The sequence below is a fragment of the Weissella sp. MSCH1 genome (assembly GCF_045799135.1).
Taxonomy (GTDB): domain Bacteria; phylum Bacillota; class Bacilli; order Lactobacillales; family Lactobacillaceae; genus Weissella.
In genome coordinates, this window is sequence record NZ_JBJMBA010000033.1 from 13,559 (window position 1) to 33,724 (window position 20,166).

Consider the following 20,166-nt stretch of genomic DNA (forward strand, 5'->3'; position numbering starts at 1 on the left):
TCCCCCAAAATTTCATTTTTTCTATACTACGGGTATTCTTAGTAAAATGCAAGTAAAAACCGACAATCCATTTTACGGGATTGTCGGTTAAACGTTTTAGTATGAACCAAGGATTGTAACAGTGTACTTACTATCATTGGCACCCTTGATAATGTAGGCTTGCATACCAGTTGAGGCCTCCATACGAATTTGTACAGGTACGCCATTTGGTAGATAACTTGGTGCTGTTTCAGCAATGTAGTTAGCAAAGCTTTCAATTTCTGTTGCTGAGTAGAATTGTGTTGAAACAGTGACGTTCAACCCCTTCAAATTCGAGCCATCATAAGAAGCTTGGCCAGTGATTGAAGACAAGTTTGGGAAGAATCCTTGGAGCTTATCCGTGAAGTTCTTAAAACTCGTATTCAAAGCACTACCAACGGACTTTTCTGATGTTGTCCCATCTTGCATTGGCAAAACAACCGTTTGACGATCCAAGTCAGTCCAATTGCCCAAGGTATCGCCCGAGTTAGCAACACTCCAGCTATAGAAATTACCACCTGATAATGAATCCTCAGGTGCTTGGGCGTACATTGCCACATAAATTGGCACATCATTACCAACACCACTTATAGCACGGTAGCGCTTGACAACTTCTGCAGCCATTTCCTTACCGTGCGCAATGCGGTCAGCCTTTGAAATGTCTTGCGTAAAGTTCGCACCCCATTGTTCCTTCTGGTAGACATCCTGCGTATTCATAGCCATACCGATAACGATTCCAGCGAGTTTCAAGTCGTTACCATCTTGCGTCATGAAATCTTGCTCTTCAAGTGTCTGTAGGTAGAAAGGTGCTCGTGAATCGTCAGTTTTACCATTATCTTCTGGATTTAATCCATCTGTATTATCGGCCGCCTTACGATCCAACCACTCTGTCGCCGTTGTAGCTGAGAGATATTGTCCCTCTTGGAACACGTACTTAGATGTATTGAAGTGTTCCTTTGAAAAGTCCAAGAGACCACTTTCAAAACTGACCATATTGAAGTTGTTTGATTCTCGGCCAGCCGTAATTCCACGGGCCTTACTTGTTAAATACTTACCGTCTTTGATGACAGTTTTGTATGATGAATCATCCGTTTTACCAGTGACTTGAATGCCTTTCTTTGATGAAGAATTCGCAGACTTTGTTGTGCCAGATTTTGTCGCGACGTTTGATGAGTTCTTTGAAAAGAAATTTCCAAAGAACACGAGCGCGGCTGCTAGCACAACAACACCGAGAATACCGGCAATCCATTTTAATGCACGCATGTGTTACTCCTTTAGTTGACGAAATATTGCCTATCGTCAACAAATATTCATTTTTAGTTGTTGTTATCCATACTATCACGCAATTGCGCTTCTGACCAAATCTCTATGCCCAATTCTTGTGCTTTGGTTAACTTTGATCCAGCATCAGCACCGGCAATTAACAAATCAGTTTTTTTAGAAACGGAACCACTAACGGTTGCCCCTTGAGATTCAAGCCAAGCGGTCGCTTCTGAGCGACTGAATAGCGCTAATTTACCAGTTAAAACAACCTTCTTATCAGAAAAGATAGTATCCGTTGCAATTTCAACGGCTTGCGTGTAACGCGTATTAACGCCGAGTTGCTCAAAATCAGCGACCAACTCTTGTGCATGCTCAGTATCAAAATACTGCGCAATACTGTGCCCGATAATCAAGCCCATGCCAGGTAATTCTGCGATATCATCTGCACTTGCGTGGGCGATGGCATCTAATGTCACAAATTTTGCAGCAATGGTCTTAGCAGCTTTTGCCCCAACGTTACGAATACCCAACCCAAATAGCAGGCGTTCGACTGAATTTTGTTTAGAATTTTCGATAGCGCGTAATAGATTGTTAGCTGATGTCTCGCCGAACTTGTCCAAAGTGAGCAATTGTTCAAATGTCAGGCGATACAAATCAGAAACTTGGTTAATCATATTACGTGAGAGTAACTGTCCAACAATCTTTGGTCCAAGTCCGTCAATATTCATCGCATCGCGAGAAGCAAAGTGCGTCAATGACTCTTGAACTTGTGCTGGGCAGAAAGGATTAATGCAGCGCAAAGCCACCTCACCATCAATGTGCACCAATTCTTGACCACAAGCTGGGCAGCCCAAAGGCATTTGATAAACTTCACTATCTGTTGGACGCTGGCTCAAAATTACCTGGCCAATTTCTGGAATAATGTCCCCTGCTTTGTGCAAGGTCACAGTGTCACCAATTCGAATATCTTTACTATTCAAATAATCTGGGTTGTGTAGCGAAGCGCGGGCGACGGTTGTCCCTGCCAACTGGACGGGATCCATCACAGCTGTTGGTGTAACTGCCCCTGTTCGGCCAACGGTCCATTCAATGTCACGTACAACAGTGTGAGCCTCTTCGGGCGGGAACTTATACGCAATCGCCCAACGTGGCACTTTAACAGTGTTACCCAACTCCTCATGATAAGCTAGGGAATTAACTTTGATGACAATGCCATCGATTCCATAAGCTAACTCATCACGGGTGGCTGTTTCATCATTAATGTAGGCTGCGATGTCTGCTTCAGAAGCGACAACTGCGTTCGTTGGGTTAGCTGGCAGTCCAAGTTCAGCTAACCGTTGTAATAAGCCAGCTTGTGTTGTGACACCAAGTGTATTTTCGGCGTCAACTGCAGCATATAAAAAGGCATCCAGTTGGCGCTGTTTTGTCACCTTGACATCTAATTGGCGTAGCGATCCTGCCGCTGCGTTACGTGGATTGGCAAATGTTGACAGACCGTCACGTTCGCGTTGCTCATTTAACGTCACAAAAGCTGCTTTCGGCATATACACTTCGCCACGTACTTCAACTGAAATTGGTTCATTCAGTTTTTTGGGAATCCGTTTAATTTGGCGTACATTTGCCGTAACGTCTTCTCCGATGTTACCATCGCCCCGAGTTGACGCTTGAATCAGTTCACCGTTTTCATAAATTAAACTAATCGCAAGACCATCAATTTTCAACTCAGCATTATAGCTAAGCGGTGTGTTAAATGATTTTTGTGTTGTTGCCAGCCAGTCGTACAATTCATCCAACGAAAAGACATCACCTAGCGACAGCATTGGGATGTCGTGAACTACCTTTGGCAAATCAGATTTAGTGGCTTTGCCGCCAACCTGTTGCGTGATTGAGTCTGGCGTTACTAACTCGGGATAGGCTGCTTCTAGCGCTTCCAATCGATTGTATTCACGGTCATAGACGGCATCTTCAACAGACGGCGCATCATTTTCGTAATATTCTTGCGCCCATTGCTTCAAATCTTGCTGTAGCGCGTCAATTTCTGCTTTCGCTTCAATGACAGTCATCGTTGCGATATCTTGAAAGTTATCCATTGTTCTATAACCTCCTGCAAGTGCTACTCCACCTTTTGAATTGGGGCGAAGGCAGCAAGCAAACGTTTAATCCCTTGATCAGGGAAAGCAATATCTAATTCTTGGTCTTCACCAGTACCTGAAACTTTGACAACGTGGCCGACACCCCACTTTTTATGACTAACAGCGTCACCAATCGTCCAGGCCTTTTTATCAGCGCCAGTGCCAGGCGTTGCTGACGTAACTGTCGAGGTAGTTCGGAACGGCGTACCACTTTGCGCAGCTTGACGTTGTCGACCAGCAAACGTTGTTGCCGTTGCTTGTTGCGTTCGGCGTGCGAATGGTAAGGCACCGTCACGATTTGCAGTAGCGGATAATTGTTGACCGGCTGGCTGCATAATCAGCTCAGGGCTAATTTCATCGATGAATCGTGATGGAACGTTACTTGTCGTCCGACCATACAGCAATCGAGAGTACGCGTTAGTGATAAAGAGTTTCTCTTTGGCACGCGTAATCCCCACATATGCCAATCGACGTTCTTCCTCTAGTTGGGCATCGTCAGCTGCTGCGCGGGATAGTGGGAAGAGGTTTTCTTCCATGCCAACCAAGAAGACCACAGGGAATTCCAATCCTTTGGCAGCGTGTAACGTCATCAAAGTGACTTGGTTATCTGTGTCCTCATCCACACTATCAAGGTCAGACACAAGGGCCAATTCGCCCAAGAAGTCCACATACTTAGAGATGCTTTCTTCCGTCGGTTCGTACTTCTTATCAAATTCTTCAGTTACTGATAGGAATTCTGCCAAGTTTTCCAATCGACCTTGGTTTTTGGGCGTTGGTGAGGCTTTGAATTGTTCTTCATAGCCCGTACGATCCAAAATTTGACGTGTCAAATCCGTAATACTTAGGTCGAATGTTGTCTGCTGACGGAGCGTGCTAATTAATTCAGCGAATTGCGTCAGTTGATTAGCGGCACGCGTTGTTAAGCCTGGAATCATCACCGCATTTGTGGCGGCATCTAATAATGGCCAATCATTCTGTAAGGCAAAGGCACGTAACTTTTCGATTGAGGTGTTACCAATACCACGTTTTGGCTCATTAACCACGCGCAAAAAGCTTTCATTATCAGCTGGATTGGTCACTAAAGCCAAATAGGCAAGAACATCACGGATTTCCTTACGCTCATAGAACTTTGAACCACCCACCATTGTATAAGGCATGTTGGCCTTCACCAAAGCTTCTTCAATACCACGTGACTGGGCATTCGTACGGTATAACACAGCAAAGTCACGATAATTCCGTTCCTGATTTTGTACACCATCACGAATTTGGGCGATAACATACAACGCCTCATCTTTATCAGACTGTCCGCGGTAATAAGTGATTTTGTCGCCCATGCCATTGTCAGTCCACAGATTTTTAGCAATGCGTTCATTATTATGTTCGATAACTGCATTAGCAGCATCCAAAATAGTTTGCGTTGAACGGTAGTTTTGCTCCAACATAACAGTCTTAGCATCTTTGTAATCTTTATTAAAATTCAAGATGATTTGCATGTTGGCCCCACGCCAACCATAGATAGACTGATCAGAGTCTCCCACAACTGCCAAGTTGCGGTGTTTTGCTGATAATAGCGTGACTAATTCATATTGGGCGTCGTTGGTGTCCTGATACTCATCGACGTGCACATATAAGAATTTTTCTTGGTAGAATTCAATCACTTCCGGCTCTTGATGCAACAATTCAATCGTTAACATAATCAAATCATCAAAGTCGACCGATTGTGCAATCGCAAGTTGGTGCTGATATTCAGTGTATGCTTTCGCTACAATTTCTTCGAAAGGCCCATTAGCTTTTTCAGTGTAGGCATCCGGCTTTTCCATGGCATTTTTTGCGTTGGAAATAGCACCTAGCACAGAACGTGGATCATACTTTTCAATATCCACATTCAAATCTTTCAGGATGCGCTTTACAAGTGTTCGCTGTGCACCGGCATCGATGATTGAAAAATCTTTTTTGTAGCCTAGTTTGTCGATGTCACGACGCAAAATTCGCACAGCTAAGGCGTGGAAAGTTGATACCCAGACCGCATCTGCATCTTCGGCGTCAACCAGTTGGCCGATACGTTCCTTCATTTCACGGGCGGCTTTGTTTGTAAATGTAATGGCCAAAATTCGCCAAGGCATCACGTTCAAGTCTTTAATTAGGTGGGCGACGCGGTGAGTCAACACGCGTGTCTTACCAGAACCGGCGCCGGCCATGATAAGCAACGGACCTTCCGTTGTCATAACCGCCTCAGCCTGTTTGTCATTCATGCCATCAAGTAGTGAACTCATGTGTTGTCTCCCCTTTCAAATTGTGCATTGTGCACGATTAGCGAATCTTCTTACCCCAGTATTGGTACAAATCAACCTTCAAAGCACCGTTATACAACTTACGCTTCTTAGTTGCCTTCGCACCGAACGCTTCTTCGAAACCTTCGTCTGATGTCAAAATGTACTTTGACCAGGTAGGCATGTGGTTGTAAATGTGCCCCATCTCACTGTATAACTGACGGGCGGCATCTTCGTCACCCAGACGTTCTCCATATGGTGGATTGGCCACAAGAACACCGTTAATCTTATCGGTTGACCAGTCTTTAGCAGCTAATTGCTTGAAGACAATATCTTCGCCAACTCCAGCTGCTTCGGCATTAGCCTTTGCGATTTCAATCATGTTTTCGTCAATATCATAACCAGTGATGTCTAATTCAACATCGAAGTCAATCAACTGACGTGCTTGTGCTTTCAAAGTTTCACCGATTTTTTTATCAAACCAGTCCCATGATGTGATATCAAACTCACGGTTCAGTCCAGGCGCGATGTTACGCCCAATCAAGGCCGCCTCGATTGCAATCGTTCCAGACCCAGTTGTTGGGTCAACGAATGGGTTATCAGTGAACCAGTGTGCCAAATTGACCAAGGCAGCTGCCATAGTTTCCTTAAGTGGCGCACCGCCCTTTTCGGTACGGTAACCTCGCTTAAACAAAGAATCCCCCGTCGTATCCAAAGTGATCATGACGTGATCCTTATCAACTGCCGTTTCTAACACAAATCGGTTACCAGTTTCAGGTAAGTACCCGCGGGCGTGATAAGCGTCAGTCAAACGGTTAACAATGGCTTTCTTTGTAATCGCTTGGACCGTTGGCACTGAGTGCAAGATTGAGTTTTTCGAACGTCCATTCACTGGGAATTCTGCATCGTAAGGCAACAAATCTTCCCAAGGAAAAGCCTTTGTTTTTTCAAATAATTGATCAAACGTCTTTGCATCGAATTCAGTCACGACGATCTTGATACGATCAGCGACACGTAACCAAAGATTGGTACGATAGATATCTTCCATTGTTCCTTGGAAGAAGACACGTCCATTTTCGGTTTGGGTCGCGTAGCCCATATCCTTCAATTCACGTGCAACAAGCGCTTCAAGTCCAGCACCCATCGTGGCCATCAATTTAAAATTTTGCATATTTTTCACCTGCATTTTCTTGTATGTATCCCCCAAAATGAGGGTTTTAGTGCAAAAAGAAAGCCGACGCCACGAGGACGTCGGCTGCCTGATGTGTCAGCTATAAGCCATGTTTTGTACCGATTACAGATTGGCGGTCTATAACCGGTGGCAATCATCTATCTCAGACATTTCTGTCTCCCCGACCATCGCTTCAATTCGCTAGGTCAAGCGCCCCTACCAAAGTTTGGGTTGCCCGCTCGAGGGGTTTACCGCGTTCCACCCGTCGCATTTCTTTGACGGTTCGTCACTGTGGCACTTTCACAACTACTAAACCATAGTTACCCGTAGGTCTTTCGTTGGCCGTCAACCGATTAAATCGGCTGCCTAGCCTTATTTTTTCAGCTAGCACGAACACTACTGACATCACAGTCAGTGCGAGCATGGACTTTCCTCATGCGACATAAGCCACACGCAATTACCCACTAACACATCGCATTTACTTATTATACACCTATTCGGCTGATTGTGTAGCCTTTTCTTCAACAGAAGTTGAAAGAGGTGCAGCTGGTTCCGTTGGTGTACCAAAGACGCGACGTTCCAAATTAGACAAACGCTTCAAGATATCCATGTTCGTGTTTGCCGTTGGCGCAGCTGGTGTAGCCTTAGGTGCCGTAGCTGAAGCACTAACTTGTTTCGTTAGTTCTGCAACTTGTGCCTTTAACTTGTCGTTTTGCGTCGACAACTCATTAATGTTGTTTTGGAACGCTTGGTAATCCGTCATAATTTCGTCCAAAAAGGCATCAACATCTGTCATGTCGTATCCGGCACCGATACGTGTCTTCTTAAATTCCTTATTCAGGATTTCTTCGCGGTTGTGTAGAACATTTTCCATCACTTGGACTCCTCCGTTTAGTTCATAAGTCTAGTTTACCAGTTTTTAGGCGTCATGACAAAACCAGTTTATGAAGATTTCTTAACAACTTATCAGTTATCCCATTGCAAGTCTTGATATTCAGTGGCATAGTCTTGTAACCGATCTAGATCAATGCGGGTAACTGGATAATCATAGTTTTCAGCATACTCGTGCATGGCGGTGTCATCATAACGGGCCTTTGACTCAGTTGCTTCTTCGTCGAAGAAAATAATGCCTTTGTCAGTGTGGGTCAACATGAACCGCTGATAAGCCTGCATTTGTGCCCGCCCACCGAAATCACCTTGGTGAACAGTGCTACTAAAATTGACGCGACTTTTTAGCTGGTTCAACTTTTCTTGGTTGTTTTCATTCCATTGCGCGCCAAATTTGGCAAACGGGGTCATTAATGCAATTTGAAACTCGGGATAATCTGTCGCTTGTAGGTCAAGTGCGACTTCAATAGCCCATTGTTCGATGCCCATTTGACCGCCAGTAATCAGCCAGTCCGCGCCATCTTCAATACTTGTCCGTAATAATCGCTCAATGGCAAATTTAATCACAGCTAGCTTAGGGTCTTTGGCCCCATTTACTCCTAGTTCATAACTACGAAAGCCAGTCATCCAAATGCGATCCATGGTGTACCTCCATATATTTATGTTTCGTTTTAGTCCTATTGTTAGTATCTTGTTTGTTTTGGTATAATACTAAGGATACCTTAAGACGCAGGAGTACGAAATGGCTTTTAATTATCCAAATGGACGCCGCTTTGATGCAAGTGCGTTTGCGAAGCCAGTGGCAAAATCAAGTTCGCAAAGTAATCGTGGTATGTCGCTTGAAGGTGACTTAAATGATGCTAATCAGTTTTATTTAGTTTCCGGTCAGGCGGTTATTCATAAGAAACCGACGCCGATTCAAATCGTAAACGTGAGCTACCCTGCTCGTTCGGCTGCCAAGATTACTGAAGCATACTTTCGTCAGGCTTCAACAACTGATTATAATGGTGTTTATCACGGCCGTTATATTGATTTCGATGCAAAAGAAACAACTAACAAACGCTCTTTTCCATTGAAAAACGTCCATGAACATCAGATTAAGCATTTAAAGCAGGTGGTCGCTTCAGAAGGCCTGGCCTTTATGATTATTCGATTTACGACATTGCGTGAGACGTACGTAATTTGGGCCCAGCTGTTATTTGACTACTGGGACGCGCAAGAGACGGCGCGTAAATCAATACCATATGATGTCATTGTCGCACAAGGTGCGCAGGTGCCGTTGGGCATTAACCCCACGACCCCTTACCTTGTCGCTGTCGATGAACTGCTTAATCAACGTAACTAAGTAAGGAGAACTTTCGTTATGACAGAAGAGATGTCCCGTGTGCAACGTAATGCTCAGACATCCCGCAAACAGCCCAAGAAAACTAGTTCAAAGGCCAAGCGATATGCAAAATATACTATCCTAACGCTCGCAACATTGGGCGTAGTTGGTGCATTGGGTGGCGCAGGCGTATTCGCTTACTACGCTTCATCTGCTCCAAAAATCACCAACTCTGCCTTAGTTGGCACATCTCAGACGCAACTGCTTGATGCAGACGGTAACGTTTTCTACACAACAGGTAGCAAGCGCGAGATGGCTAAACAATCAGAGATTCCTAAAGAAATGCGCATGGCAGTGGTCTCAATTGAAGACCGACGCTTCTATAAGCACCACGGTGTGGATCCCCGACGTATTTTAGGGGCAGCGTTTGCCAACTTTACCGGGTCGTCACTTGGCCTGCAAGGTGGCTCAACATTAACGCAACAATTGATTAAATTGACGGCTTTCTCAACGGCTGCGAGCGATCAAACGATTAAACGTAAGGCCCAAGAAGCTTGGTTAGCGTTGAAGCTAGAAAAAGAATATTCAAAAAATCAGATTTTAACGCTTTATATGAACAAAGTTTATATGGGTAACGGCGTTTATGGGATGAAAACTGCCGCTGAATATTACTTCGGTAAGGATTTGAAGAACTTATCAACGCCACAAATGGCCTTGTTGGCAGGATTACCACAATCCCCTTCTGGTTATGACCCTTACGTCAATCCAAAGGGTGCCAAGGCACGTCGCGATGAAGTCTTGGAAGCAATGGCGCAAAACAACGTGATTACGCAAGCTCAAGCTAAGAAGTATATGGCATTGCCTGTGACTGATGGTTTGATGACGACCCACCCTTCTAGTTCAACTCAAGATGAAGAAGCAAAGGTTGATGATGCGTACATCATGTCAACGTTGGCCGAAATTAAGAAACTCGGCTACGACGTGAACAAAGATGGTTTGACAGTTCAAACGAATTTGAACCAGAAAGTACAAGATCGCGCGTACGCCATTGGTAACACAGCCGACTATGTCAACTGGAAAGACGATGATATGCAAGTCGGTATGACAGTAACCGATCCGAATAATGGTAAAGTTATTGCCCAACTTGGTGGTCGTAATTTGACTGCCTTGCAGGGAACAAATCGTGCCACAAACACAGTTCGTTCTTCAGGGTCAACTGCAAAGCCCATTGTTGACTATGGTCCCGCAGTTGAAAACCTGGGTTGGTCAACTAATCACTTAGTTTTGGACACACCTTACACTTACCCAGGTACAAATATTCAACCAAACGACTGGGATCACAAGTTTATGGGTTCAATGACCATGCGTAATGCATTGGCACAATCTCGTAACCTTCCAGCTATCCGTACCTTGCAAGAGGTCGGTTACACAAAGTCGCTAGAATTTTTGAAGAAACTGGGCATTGATATTCCAGCCAACGAAATGGTTGGTTCAAGTGCCATTGGTATTAATGTTTCAACTGAACAAGAAGCTGCCGCTTATGCAGCGTTTGCCAACGGTGGTACTTATTATAAGCCACAGTACATTTCGAAGATTACTGAACAAAGTGGTGTTGTGAAAGACTACAAGGCCGAAGGCTCAACAGCAATGAAGTCATCAACGGCCTTCATGTTAACAAATATGATGAAGTCAGTTATTACCGACTCATATGCCAAGATGATCAACACGAATGCCTATAGCCAAGCTGGTAAAACTGGTGTTGTTGGTTATGAAGATGGCGCTGATGTTCCTGATGGTGCTGCTCACGATACATGGTTTACTGGTTTTACTAAGTCAGCCTCAATTTCAGTTTGGACTGGATACGACAGGCCAAACGAACCGGGTCACTATCTAGCTGAGGGTGAAGAACAATACGTCGCCCTTCACGCTTACAAAGCCTTGATGGATTATGTTATGTCGGGTGGCGATGATGGTTCTGATTGGACGATGCCGGATACTGTCCGTCAAGTAACGGTCAATGGTATCAAGGAATACCAGGTAGTTGGTGCTGATGTGGCCAACGAAAAGACAATTGGTGGTACAGGCGCTGTTTCAACAACGCGCACGCCAACTGTCCAACGCGAACAACAAACTGTTCAACAATCAGTTGCACCAGTTGAAAGTTCTACTGAGCAACCAGCAAGCGAAACCCCTACTTCTGCGAGTGAATCAAGTGCCGAAGAACGAAGCACTTCATCTTCACAAGTTGAATCAAGTGCTTCTCGTAGCGAATCACAACCCGCAAGTAGCAGTTCGAATGCACCAAGTTCAAGTGCGTCGTCAACACAGCCTGCTTCAAGCAGTAGCGCACCTGCGACGCGAGAAAGTTCAAGATGATGAAAAAGCCCTTTGGAGTATTCCAAAGGGCTTTTCTGTTACTTAAATTGCGACCAATCAGTGTTAAGAATATCAACATCAGTTGGAATGTTGACGCGTTCTTCTTGATTAAGCTGCTTAAATTGTGATCGTTTTTGCCGTTCTTGGCGAACCTCTTTAACTGAATGGTAGTTCTTTTTTTGCCAAGCGACCAAAATGGTTTCGATATAACGCAAGTTTAAGGCTGCATTCAAAACAGCTTCCTGCACGGCTGCTTTGATGAATTCCGGCTGGAAGTGATCAACATCAAACCAGTTTTTAACGGTTTCCATTTCCATTTGACTTAATGGCCGGCCAAACTCTTGTTCAATAAGGTTGTAAATTGTGGCTCGACTCAAATCATCTTTACTTTGGGCCGGTTCACCTTGGGTTTCAACCCGTTGCGCAGCTGCTTGCTTTGCCCCGCCTGAAATACGCATTAATTGTGTATACAAAGGTTCAAAATCAAGTTGGGTTGTCACTCGCCCACTACCGTCGCGAACGCTCACGAATTTAACTAAGCCTTTTGCACGTAATGATTCCAGATGGCCGAATACAAGTTGCGGTTCCCATCCAAGCGCCTCGCCAATTTTTGTAGTACTAGGTTCTAATTCGCCATGGTCGATACCGGCTTTGGTTTGTACGAAAACTAAAAATTCATCGTTACTCATTCCAAGGTCGCGATAATGCTGTAATAAATAGTTACTAATTGTGGTCTGGCCAGCTTTTAGGTAGGCCGTCCAATTTAGTTCTGATGTCATTAACGGTCTCCTTTCGCATTTTATGCAGTAATATCTGTGATTAAAAAACCGATACAGTTATTGTACCGGTTTTTTAGGTTTATTTTTAGCTTATGGCCACAAACGGTTCATTGTTCGTGGGAACGGTATCGCCTCACGAATGTGCTCCTCACCAGTAATCCAAGTGACAGCACGTTCTAGACCAAGACCGAAGCCTGAGTGTGGCACTGAACCATACTTACGCAAGTCTAGGTACCATGAGTATTCCTTCAAATCCAAGCCTTGTTCCTTGATGCGTTGCTCAAGGTAATCGTAGTCTGTATCACGCTCAGAACCACCAATGATTTCTCCGTATCCTTCAGGTGCCAAAAGGTCAGCTGAAATAACGACATCGTCACGATCAGGGTGCCGCTTCATGTAGAAGGCCTTAATTTCCTTAGGGAAGTTTGTGATAAAGACTGGCTTTGCAAAGTGGTTAGCCAAGAACGTTTCTTCAGGTGAACCAAAGTCAACACCCCACTCAACGTCAAAGTCGTTTTCCTGCAAAAGCTTGATAGCATCATCGTATGAAACACGTGGATAAGGAAGTTGTGTGTATGATTGCAACAACTCCTTGTCACGGCCCAACAAGTCCAATTCATATTGGTTACGATCCAAAACAGCTTGAATCAAGTAGGCAATGTAGCGTTCTTGCACTTCCAATGAGTCATCTTGCGTCATCCAAGCCATTTCAGGCTCAATCATCCAGAACTCAGTTAAGTGACGACGCGTCTTTGACTTCTCGGCACGGAACGTTGGTCCAAATGTGAAGACACGCCCAAAGGCCATTGCGCCTGCTTCAGCGTACAATTGACCAGTCTGTGACATGTAGGCATCCGTATCGAAGTATTCCGTGTGGAACAATTCGGTCGTACCTTCAGGAGCTGAACCTGTCAAAATTGGTGAATCAATCTTGACGAAGCCTTCCTTGTTGAAGAATTCATAAGTTGCAGCAATGATTGTGTTACGAATACGCAAAACTGCAAATGGTTGGATGTGACGTAGGTACAAGTGACGGTGATCCATCAAGAAATCAGTACCGTGCTCCTTTGGCGTGATTGGATAACCATCAGATTCGCCAACCACCGTCAAATCCTTAACTTGCATTTCGTATCCGAATGGTGAACGTTCGTCTTCACGAATCGTTCCAATCAAGTACATGCTTGTTTCTTGTGTCAAAGCCTTAGCCTTGGCGAAGATTTCTTCACCAACTGCTTCCTTTGAAACAACACCTTGGAAGAAGGCCGTACCATCACGTAATTGCAAGAATTGCATCTTACCTGAACCACGCTTGTTACGTAGCCAAGCGCCTAGACGAACTTCTTGGTCGACATAGTTTTTCGCGTCTTCAATGCGAATTGTATCCATCTCTATGAACTCCCTTAATTAATATCAACTTATAAGTGTTGGATGGTTCGAACTGCTTTTCCATCCGAGAATTGGAAGGTAATTAAATTAAGATTACCTTGCTTATCAGTAAAGGTTACTTCCCAGACTGGGACCTGCTCATAAATGGCAAGCCCCAAACTGGTAATTCGCTTTGGCTGATATTTTGATTTAACGAGATTACGCACCTCAGCAGCAGATAAGCCATTCTTCATTTGAACGGTTGTCATCTTTTTCGACTTATCCTTAACAATGACACCAATTTCTTGATGCTTCTTATTCTCACCAATCACACTGTAGTACGTATGCTGTCGAGAAACTCGGAAAAATTGAGTTGCTGAGGTGATCTTATTTCGCTTAATCGCCAATTCCGTCACACGTTCCCGCGCAGTATTCACGGGACGTAGCGCAATCGACGCAATAGTTGCACCACCTGCGATAAGCACCAGAACAACGATTAAGCCAATCAGCCAACGCCGACCGTGGCCACGACGCCGAGAACGGGACATTGTACGCATCTCCATCTTACGTGGCTCCTTTAGCTGTTTTGTCAATGCAAAACAAAATCATCTATTACTTTACCAATATTAGCGGTGTTGGTCAAAGAATTTCTTCAATTCAGGGACAACATCTCGGTCTTGCGAAACGTGCTGTGGCATTTGATCTGGCATCATATTTCGCAGGGTCTTCCCGTACGACTTTGTTAAGATGCGTGGGTCATAGATAACGACCGCACCAAAGTCATCCGGCTTGCGAATTAAGCGCCCCACTCCCTGCCGAAGCCGTAAGACAGCCTTGGGTAAGGTGCTCTGGTAGAACGGCTGTTTACCATGTGCCATCAAAACAGCCTCTTCAGCGCGTTGGAGGACGGTATTAGGTTGATCGAATGGCAAGCGGGCAATCACGACCAAACGTAATTGGTCACCCGGCAGATCAATACCTTCCCAGAAACTATTCGCACCAAGTACAACCAAATGTGACTCATTGGCCATGCGCTTCATAATTTTGCTACGCGTACCTGTCATCCCCTGTGCCAACAAGGTCATATTGCCCTGCTGCCAAGTTTGGTTTGACTGCATATGATTATAAACCTGTTGAATCGTTTCTAATGAGTTAAACAAGACCAGTGTGTTCTCTTGCACCGTCGTAGTTAACTGAACCAACTGCTTCGCTAAGTAGCTGACGTAGCCACCATCAGTTGGCGATGGCGCATTTTCAACCATCACTAGTTCGGCTTGGTGCGCGAAATCGAAAACTTCGGGGTAACGCCGGGCAAAAACCGTCTCACGGTCGATATTTAACCGATCATATAGGTAACCCGATTTTGTTGAGGTAAACAAGGTTGCACCAATCACCGTTGGTGGCATGAAATGCGGATAAACTTTGTCTTTAAAGAAATCAAGCGTGTGTAACAACCCACCACTCAATTTAAGATTACTGTTATCGTGATTTTGATTTTCAGTTAACCAGAACACACTTGCATCTGGGAAATCAACCAAATCCTGTTGGAAAGTGGTTAGTCGTTGTTCGTATTTCGCAATACTTTCAAGTAACCGACGAAAATCAGCCAGATGTTGGCGTTCGCTAAGTGAGAAGGCGTTCTTTGTGTTGCTAAATTGGGCTAACAAATAATCCAAGGAATCTGCTAGGTCACGTACGGCCTGTCGCATGCTTTGCAAACGATGTGTCTGATCAACCCAAAATTGTGCTAAATCAGAGATTGGTAGCTCAACCTCGTAATGGCCTTCCGTTGCCGGCGTGTGTCCGTTTAACAAGAAGCGACGGTAGAATGCCACTTGTAATTTGGGCAATTCTGAAGACAATGCTTCAAGACTTTGTAGAAAACGTGACTTGAGCTGTTGCCCACCAACTAACCGGTTCAAAATAATCCCAATTGAAGGTTCGTTATCGCGCAAAACCAAATTTGTCGCGTTCTGAACACGTGTCAGCCAAACCTGAAATGGTAATTGATGGCGACTTTGTTCTAAGACTGCATTTGGCAAATTTTGTGCTTCATCAATAATTAAATATGGTGTATCAATACTATCACCCAATTCAGCGGCATATTCCGCTAAGTAGGCGTGGTTAACAACCAAAAATTGTGCGTTTTGCGCCAAGATGTGTTGACGTTCACTAAACTCGTGACCGTAATAAGGTGATCCTGCTGGATTATTAGCCGGTTGGGCTAATTTCGCCATAAAATCAACTTGCGGGTTAATTAAGTTCAACTCATCAAAATCACCAGTTAACGTTTCGGTTAACCAAACTAGGATTTGCGCCTTAATAAATTGGAGGGATGTTGATCCTTCATCAACGCGGAGTGCGCGCTTGAAGCTTTGCAAGTTCAAATAATGTGTGCGCCCCTTCAAACTGGCACCGCGAACTTCAAACGGCAGAATATCCTTCAACGTTGTATTGATTGTTTCGGTCACTTGCTGTTGTAACGTAATTGTTGGAACTGCGACGACCACTTGCTTGTGCTGTTCATCAGCTAGGTATGCGTATGGCAACAAATAAGCTAAAGTCTTCCCCATCCCCGTCGGTGCTTCCGCAACAAAGGCTGTTTCTCCTGGTGTTTCAGACAGTTCAGCCTCGGTGTAATGCGTGTAAATGGCATTCATCAACTTAGCTTGCTGTTCACGGTACGCCAGCGTCTTGCCGTATAGTTGCTCTTTAGCAGCCTTTTTAGCAGGATAACTTGTCGCCTTGCCAGTAACCAAAGGTGCCGGTTCTGAAAAACGACGTAACGCTAAACTATCGATCACTTGTAAGTGACTAGGCAATGGTTGTGGCTCTGCTTGGTTTTTCGCTAACGCTTTTTCAAATACGGTTTTCGTGTCACGTGGTAGAACCAATGGCAAATCAGCTAATGCCTGAAGCGTGATCATCGGTAACCCTTCAGCCCGTTTTAAGATGGCAATTAACAACTCGCCGGTTGCTAATGCATCGCTATCAGCCTGGTGCGGATGATTATGTTCGAGTGACAGGTAATTTGTCATGTCGACTAATCGGTAACCTGGTGCTGTCGGCCAAAGAATTTGACTAAGTGGCACTGTATCCAGAGCAGTACTTTTAAGCGCGGTTAACCCAACACGTTCGAACTCTGCATTTAAAAATGGCAAATCAAAATTGACATTATGCGCAACGAAGATTGTGCCTTGTAGCATCGCATGAAGTGTCATTGCGACGTCTTCAAAGAACGGTGCCCCCTTTACCATATTTTGAGTGATACCGGTCAATTGTGTAATATTGCGGGGAATTTGCTCGCCCGGATTAACCAATGTTGAAAATTGATTAATGATTTTTTTGTTTTGTACGAATGCGACCGCAATCTGAATAATACGGCCCGTTTCGCTCGTTGTACGGGTTGTTTCTAAGTCTACAACCGCATAGATGTCTCTATTTAGCATCAGAGCGTACCACGACCTTCTTTTATAATATTTAAATTATACCATACGTTTTACTGATTCATTTCCCTATTTATAGGCGGGTTTGGTATGATAGTAGCAGTTTAAAAACAAAAATGAGAATGGATTGGTGGTTTCTAATAGTGGAAAAGCTAGCGAGTGGTTCTAGCCACGCCAAAGTGATCTTGCTTGGCGAACACGCGGTCGTTTATGGCCAACCTGCCATTGCCCTCCCGTTACCGGATTTGGCAATGACAGCAACAATCGAAGCTCGAGAAGCTGGACAAGTCGTGATTGCACAAGGGTATCAAGGACCTCTGGCAACGATGGCTGAAGTATATGAAGGCGTTCGACAATTAATTCTGCGCCTCTTGCGTCATTTCGACGCACTGGATGCGCCGTTTACTTTGCGGATTCAATCAAACATCCCCCAAGAACGCGGAATGGGGTCTTCTGCTGCATCGGCAATCGCCATTATTAGGGCGTTTTTCGCATTTTTTGATACGCCCTTACCAGATGAAGAATTGCAGCGCTGGGCTAATGTCGAAGAGGCCATTACCCACGGTTCACCTTCCGGCATCGATGCGGCAACAACTGCCCATGATGTGCCGGTTTGGTTTGTAAAAGGTTCGGTTCCTGAACCAATGTCAATGGCGCTACATGGTACCTTGATCATTGCTGACACGGGTGTACATGGCCAAACCGGTCTGGCGGTTTCGGTTGTCCGTGAACAATTAGCCAATGAGCCTGTTGAAACGCAGGCCCATATCGATGCATTAGGTGCCATTGCCCGTGATACACGTGAGGACTTAGCTCACGATGACATCGTTGCCCTGGGTAACCACATGAATGCGGCCCACCAACACCTGGCAGCACTCGGCGTCTCACACCCCCAGCTTGAAGCCCTTGTGCAAGCAGCTCGTGAAGCTGGTGCTTTAGGAGCCAAGCTAACTGGTGGTGGCGTTGGCGGTGCTATGTTAGCACTAGCCAAGGATGATACTGATGCCCACCGCATTATGCTGGCTTTGGAAGCGGCTGGTGCACAAGAAGTGTGGTCACAACAGTACCCGCAAATCTAGGAGGCAGTTATGACACACTACACAGCACGCGCACACACGAACATCGCCCTACTGAAGTATTGGGGTAAAGCAGATACAACGCTCATGCTCCCCACAACAACGTCAATTTCGCTAACCCTGGATGAATTTTATACCGACACAACTGTTTGGTTTGATGCAGAATTGGTCGCGGATGACGTAACACTTGATGATGTGGTAATGACTGGTAAAGGCTACGACAAGGTTACCCGCTTCTTAGATTTGGTCCGTGAAATGGCTGGCGAAACGCGCTATGCCCACGTTCGTTCGGCTAATCACGTCCCAACGGCAGCTGGTTTGGCATCTTCGGCCTCTGCATTTGCAGCCTTAGCTGGTGCAGCTAGTCGCGCAGCCGGTTTGGCATTATCGCCGGCTGAACTGTCACGATTAGCGCGTCGTGGGTCTGGGTCAGCGTCGCGCTCGATTTTTGGTGGTTTCGCCCAATGGGATCGCGGTCATGATGACCTAACTTCAGTTGCTAAGCCGTTGGTCGAGACAATTGACTGGCCAATACAATTGTTAACAGTGATTATTAACGATCAGCCTAAAAAAATAGATTCACGTGGTGGTATGCAGCATGCAAAAGCAACCTCACCTTTCTATGATGATTGGGTTAACCGGTCGAATGCCTTGGTGCCTGCTATGCAAACAGCCATTGCGAACCACGATATTGATCAAATTGGTCAATTAGCGGAAGCCAATGCGCTACAAATGCATGCGACAAACGCCACTGCCCAGCCAGCGTTTAATTACTTGACTGATTCCTCGTGGCAGGTAATCAACCTAGCAACCACGCTTCGTGAACGTGGCATCTCCGTCTACGCGACAATGGACGCTGGACCAAACGTCAAGTTAATTTCACGACCAGCTGATACTGAGGTCATCACAGCGGCTTTAGTTGAGGCAATTCCTGGTGTTGTCGTTCGCACTGCAACGCCAGGCCCAAGTACCAAAATCGTTGAAGGAGATCAGATTTAATGGTTATGGCAAAAGCCCCCGGCAAATTATACTTAGCCGGTGAATATGCAGTCACACTGCCTGGACAACCTAGCATTATCATGGCAGTCGATCGGTTTGTCACGGTCAATCTTGACCCACGAACAGATACATTAATCAGTGTGACGAGTAATTTGCTTGGCCACCGTGAATTATCAAGCTCTGAATTGTTGACGGTCGCTTTGGATGATGACTGGCGTCTAGTCCTTCGCACCCTGCAATTAATCCAGACGTATGCCATAGAAAACGGTCAACCTTTTACTGGGTTGACCGTTTCTATTGATAGTCAACTAACCATGGCCGGACAAAAATTAGGTCTTGGTTCATCAGCAGCCGTCGTGATGGCTTTGATTAAGGCTTATGTCGCGCTCAGCGAGTTACCAATGTCGCCACTACAACAGTATAAGCTAGGTGCATTAGCGACCTTAACGACCCCTAATTTTAAGGCGGGATCTATGGGAGATTTGGCTGCGGCGACATTTGGTGGCATTATTCGCTACCAAAAATTCGCATCACCCGTTATATTCGATTGGCTTGACCAACATCGTTATGTTTCTGAAATGTTGGCAGCAACCTGGCCGGATTTGGTAATTGAACCTTTAGCACTACCAGACGATTGGTCACTCTTGGTCGGTTGGACTGGGTCACCTGCGGATACACAAGCGCTACTCGAAAGTGGTGGCCTAACCGATCGGGATGCTGCTAAACAACTTTTAGCACAGAATACCGCCCCTTTAGTGGGTATGATCGAAACAGGATTGCGCCAAGCCAATTTTGATAAAGTTCGTGCGGCCATGCAATTGAGCCAGGAACAATTATTTGCCTATGCCAGTCGCGTTGGACTCGCCTATGCTACACCGGCACTCCTATCACTCCTATCAATCGCCACAGAAGCTGGTGCAGGTGCTAAAATATCAGGAGCTGGCGGTGGTGATAATGGCATCGCCCTGACAAATGATGCGACAGTTGCAAGCGCAATTAGAGATGCTTGGCAACGTGCTGGAATTACGCCGTTACCTTTAGCAATTGCATTTAATTAGG

The 20,166-nt window shown here is 45.3% G+C and carries 15 protein-coding genes and 1 other RNA gene; 5 read left to right on the forward strand and 11 right to left on the reverse strand.

Annotation, left to right across the window (positions count from 1 at the left end; all coding sequences use genetic code 11):
* Positions 1-96: 96 nt before the first annotated feature.
* The 7 genes from ACJ28U_RS03580 to ACJ28U_RS03610 form a co-directional block, all read right to left on the reverse strand.
* Complete coding sequence (locus ACJ28U_RS03580; protein WP_407618406.1) at positions 97-1,281, reverse strand: CamS family sex pheromone protein; 1,185 nt, start codon at positions 1,279-1,281, stop codon at positions 97-99.
* Positions 1,282-1,334: 53 nt separating this feature from the next.
* The gene (gene ligA, locus ACJ28U_RS03585; RefSeq protein WP_407618407.1) at positions 1,335-3,371 is read right to left on the reverse strand and encodes an NAD-dependent DNA ligase LigA; all 2,037 of its coding nucleotides are present in this window, start codon (positions 3,369-3,371) and stop codon (positions 1,335-1,337) included.
* 23 nt (positions 3,372-3,394) lie between these two features.
* A complete protein-coding gene (pcrA, locus tag ACJ28U_RS03590; RefSeq protein ID WP_407618408.1) occupies positions 3,395-5,686 on the reverse strand; it encodes a DNA helicase PcrA in 2,292 nt (763 codons plus the stop codon).
* 37 nt (positions 5,687-5,723) lie between these two features.
* Positions 5,724-6,854: a class I SAM-dependent RNA methyltransferase gene (locus tag ACJ28U_RS03595; RefSeq protein ID WP_099088170.1), complete on the reverse strand. Its 1,131-nt coding sequence runs from the start codon at positions 6,852-6,854 to the stop codon at positions 5,724-5,726.
* 98 nt (positions 6,855-6,952) lie between these two features.
* An RNA gene (rnpB, locus tag ACJ28U_RS03600) (RNase P RNA component class B) lies at positions 6,953-7,323 on the reverse strand.
* A 24-nt stretch (positions 7,324-7,347) separates the two neighbouring features.
* A complete protein-coding gene (gene gpsB, locus ACJ28U_RS03605; RefSeq protein WP_010374335.1) occupies positions 7,348-7,728 on the reverse strand; it encodes a cell division regulator GpsB in 381 nt (126 codons plus the stop codon).
* Positions 7,729-7,820: 92 nt separating this feature from the next.
* A complete protein-coding gene (locus ACJ28U_RS03610) occupies positions 7,821-8,384 on the reverse strand; it encodes an SLOG family protein (RefSeq protein WP_099088032.1) in 564 nt (187 codons plus the stop codon).
* Positions 8,385-8,484: 100 nt separating this feature from the next.
* Here ACJ28U_RS03610 and recU point away from each other — a divergent pair, with 100 nt between their 5' ends.
* Entirely contained in the window at positions 8,485-9,087 is a 603-nt protein-coding gene (gene recU, locus ACJ28U_RS03615; RefSeq protein ID WP_010374330.1) for a Holliday junction resolvase RecU, read from the forward strand.
* A gap of 18 nt (positions 9,088-9,105) precedes the next feature.
* On the forward strand, positions 9,106-11,442 hold the full coding sequence (locus tag ACJ28U_RS03620) for a PBP1A family penicillin-binding protein (protein ID WP_407618409.1): 2,337 nt from the start codon (positions 9,106-9,108) through the stop codon (positions 11,440-11,442).
* 38 nt (positions 11,443-11,480) lie between these two features.
* On the opposite strand, the gene ACJ28U_RS03625 is transcribed toward ACJ28U_RS03620, so the two are convergent.
* The 4 genes from ACJ28U_RS03625 to ACJ28U_RS03640 form a co-directional block, all read right to left on the reverse strand.
* Positions 11,481-12,221, reverse strand: coding sequence for a DnaD domain-containing protein (locus ACJ28U_RS03625; protein WP_099088034.1), 741 nt, complete (start codon positions 12,219-12,221; stop codon positions 11,481-11,483).
* 90 nt (positions 12,222-12,311) lie between these two features.
* Positions 12,312-13,607, reverse strand: a complete 1,296-nt coding sequence (asnS, locus tag ACJ28U_RS03630) for an asparagine--tRNA ligase (RefSeq protein ID WP_010374320.1) — start codon at positions 13,605-13,607, stop codon at positions 12,312-12,314.
* 29 nt (positions 13,608-13,636) lie between these two features.
* Positions 13,637-14,149 (reverse strand): DUF5590 domain-containing protein, encoded by a 513-nt coding sequence (locus ACJ28U_RS03635; protein ID WP_407618410.1) that lies wholly within the window; start codon positions 14,147-14,149, stop codon positions 13,637-13,639.
* A 63-nt stretch (positions 14,150-14,212) separates the two neighbouring features.
* Positions 14,213-17,035 (reverse strand): helicase C-terminal domain-containing protein, encoded by a 2,823-nt coding sequence (locus ACJ28U_RS03640; protein WP_099088036.1) that lies wholly within the window; start codon positions 17,033-17,035, stop codon positions 14,213-14,215.
* A 140-nt stretch (positions 17,036-17,175) separates the two neighbouring features.
* Between ACJ28U_RS03640 and mvk the strand changes: the two genes are divergently transcribed.
* Genes mvk through ACJ28U_RS03655 form a run of 3 tightly spaced genes read left to right on the forward strand, consistent with a single transcriptional unit; the run spans position 17,176 to position 20,165 of the window.
* Entirely contained in the window at positions 17,176-18,111 is a 936-nt protein-coding gene (gene mvk / locus ACJ28U_RS03645; protein WP_099088037.1) for a mevalonate kinase, read from the forward strand.
* Between the two features lie 9 nt (positions 18,112-18,120).
* Positions 18,121-19,107: a diphosphomevalonate decarboxylase gene (gene mvaD / locus ACJ28U_RS03650; protein WP_407618411.1), complete on the forward strand. Its 987-nt coding sequence runs from the start codon at positions 18,121-18,123 to the stop codon at positions 19,105-19,107.
* Positions 19,107-20,165, forward strand: a complete 1,059-nt coding sequence (locus ACJ28U_RS03655; RefSeq protein ID WP_407618412.1) for a phosphomevalonate kinase — start codon at positions 19,107-19,109, stop codon at positions 20,163-20,165. The genes mvaD and ACJ28U_RS03655 overlap by 1 nt, the downstream gene beginning before the upstream one ends.
* Position 20,166 lies beyond the last annotated feature (1 nt).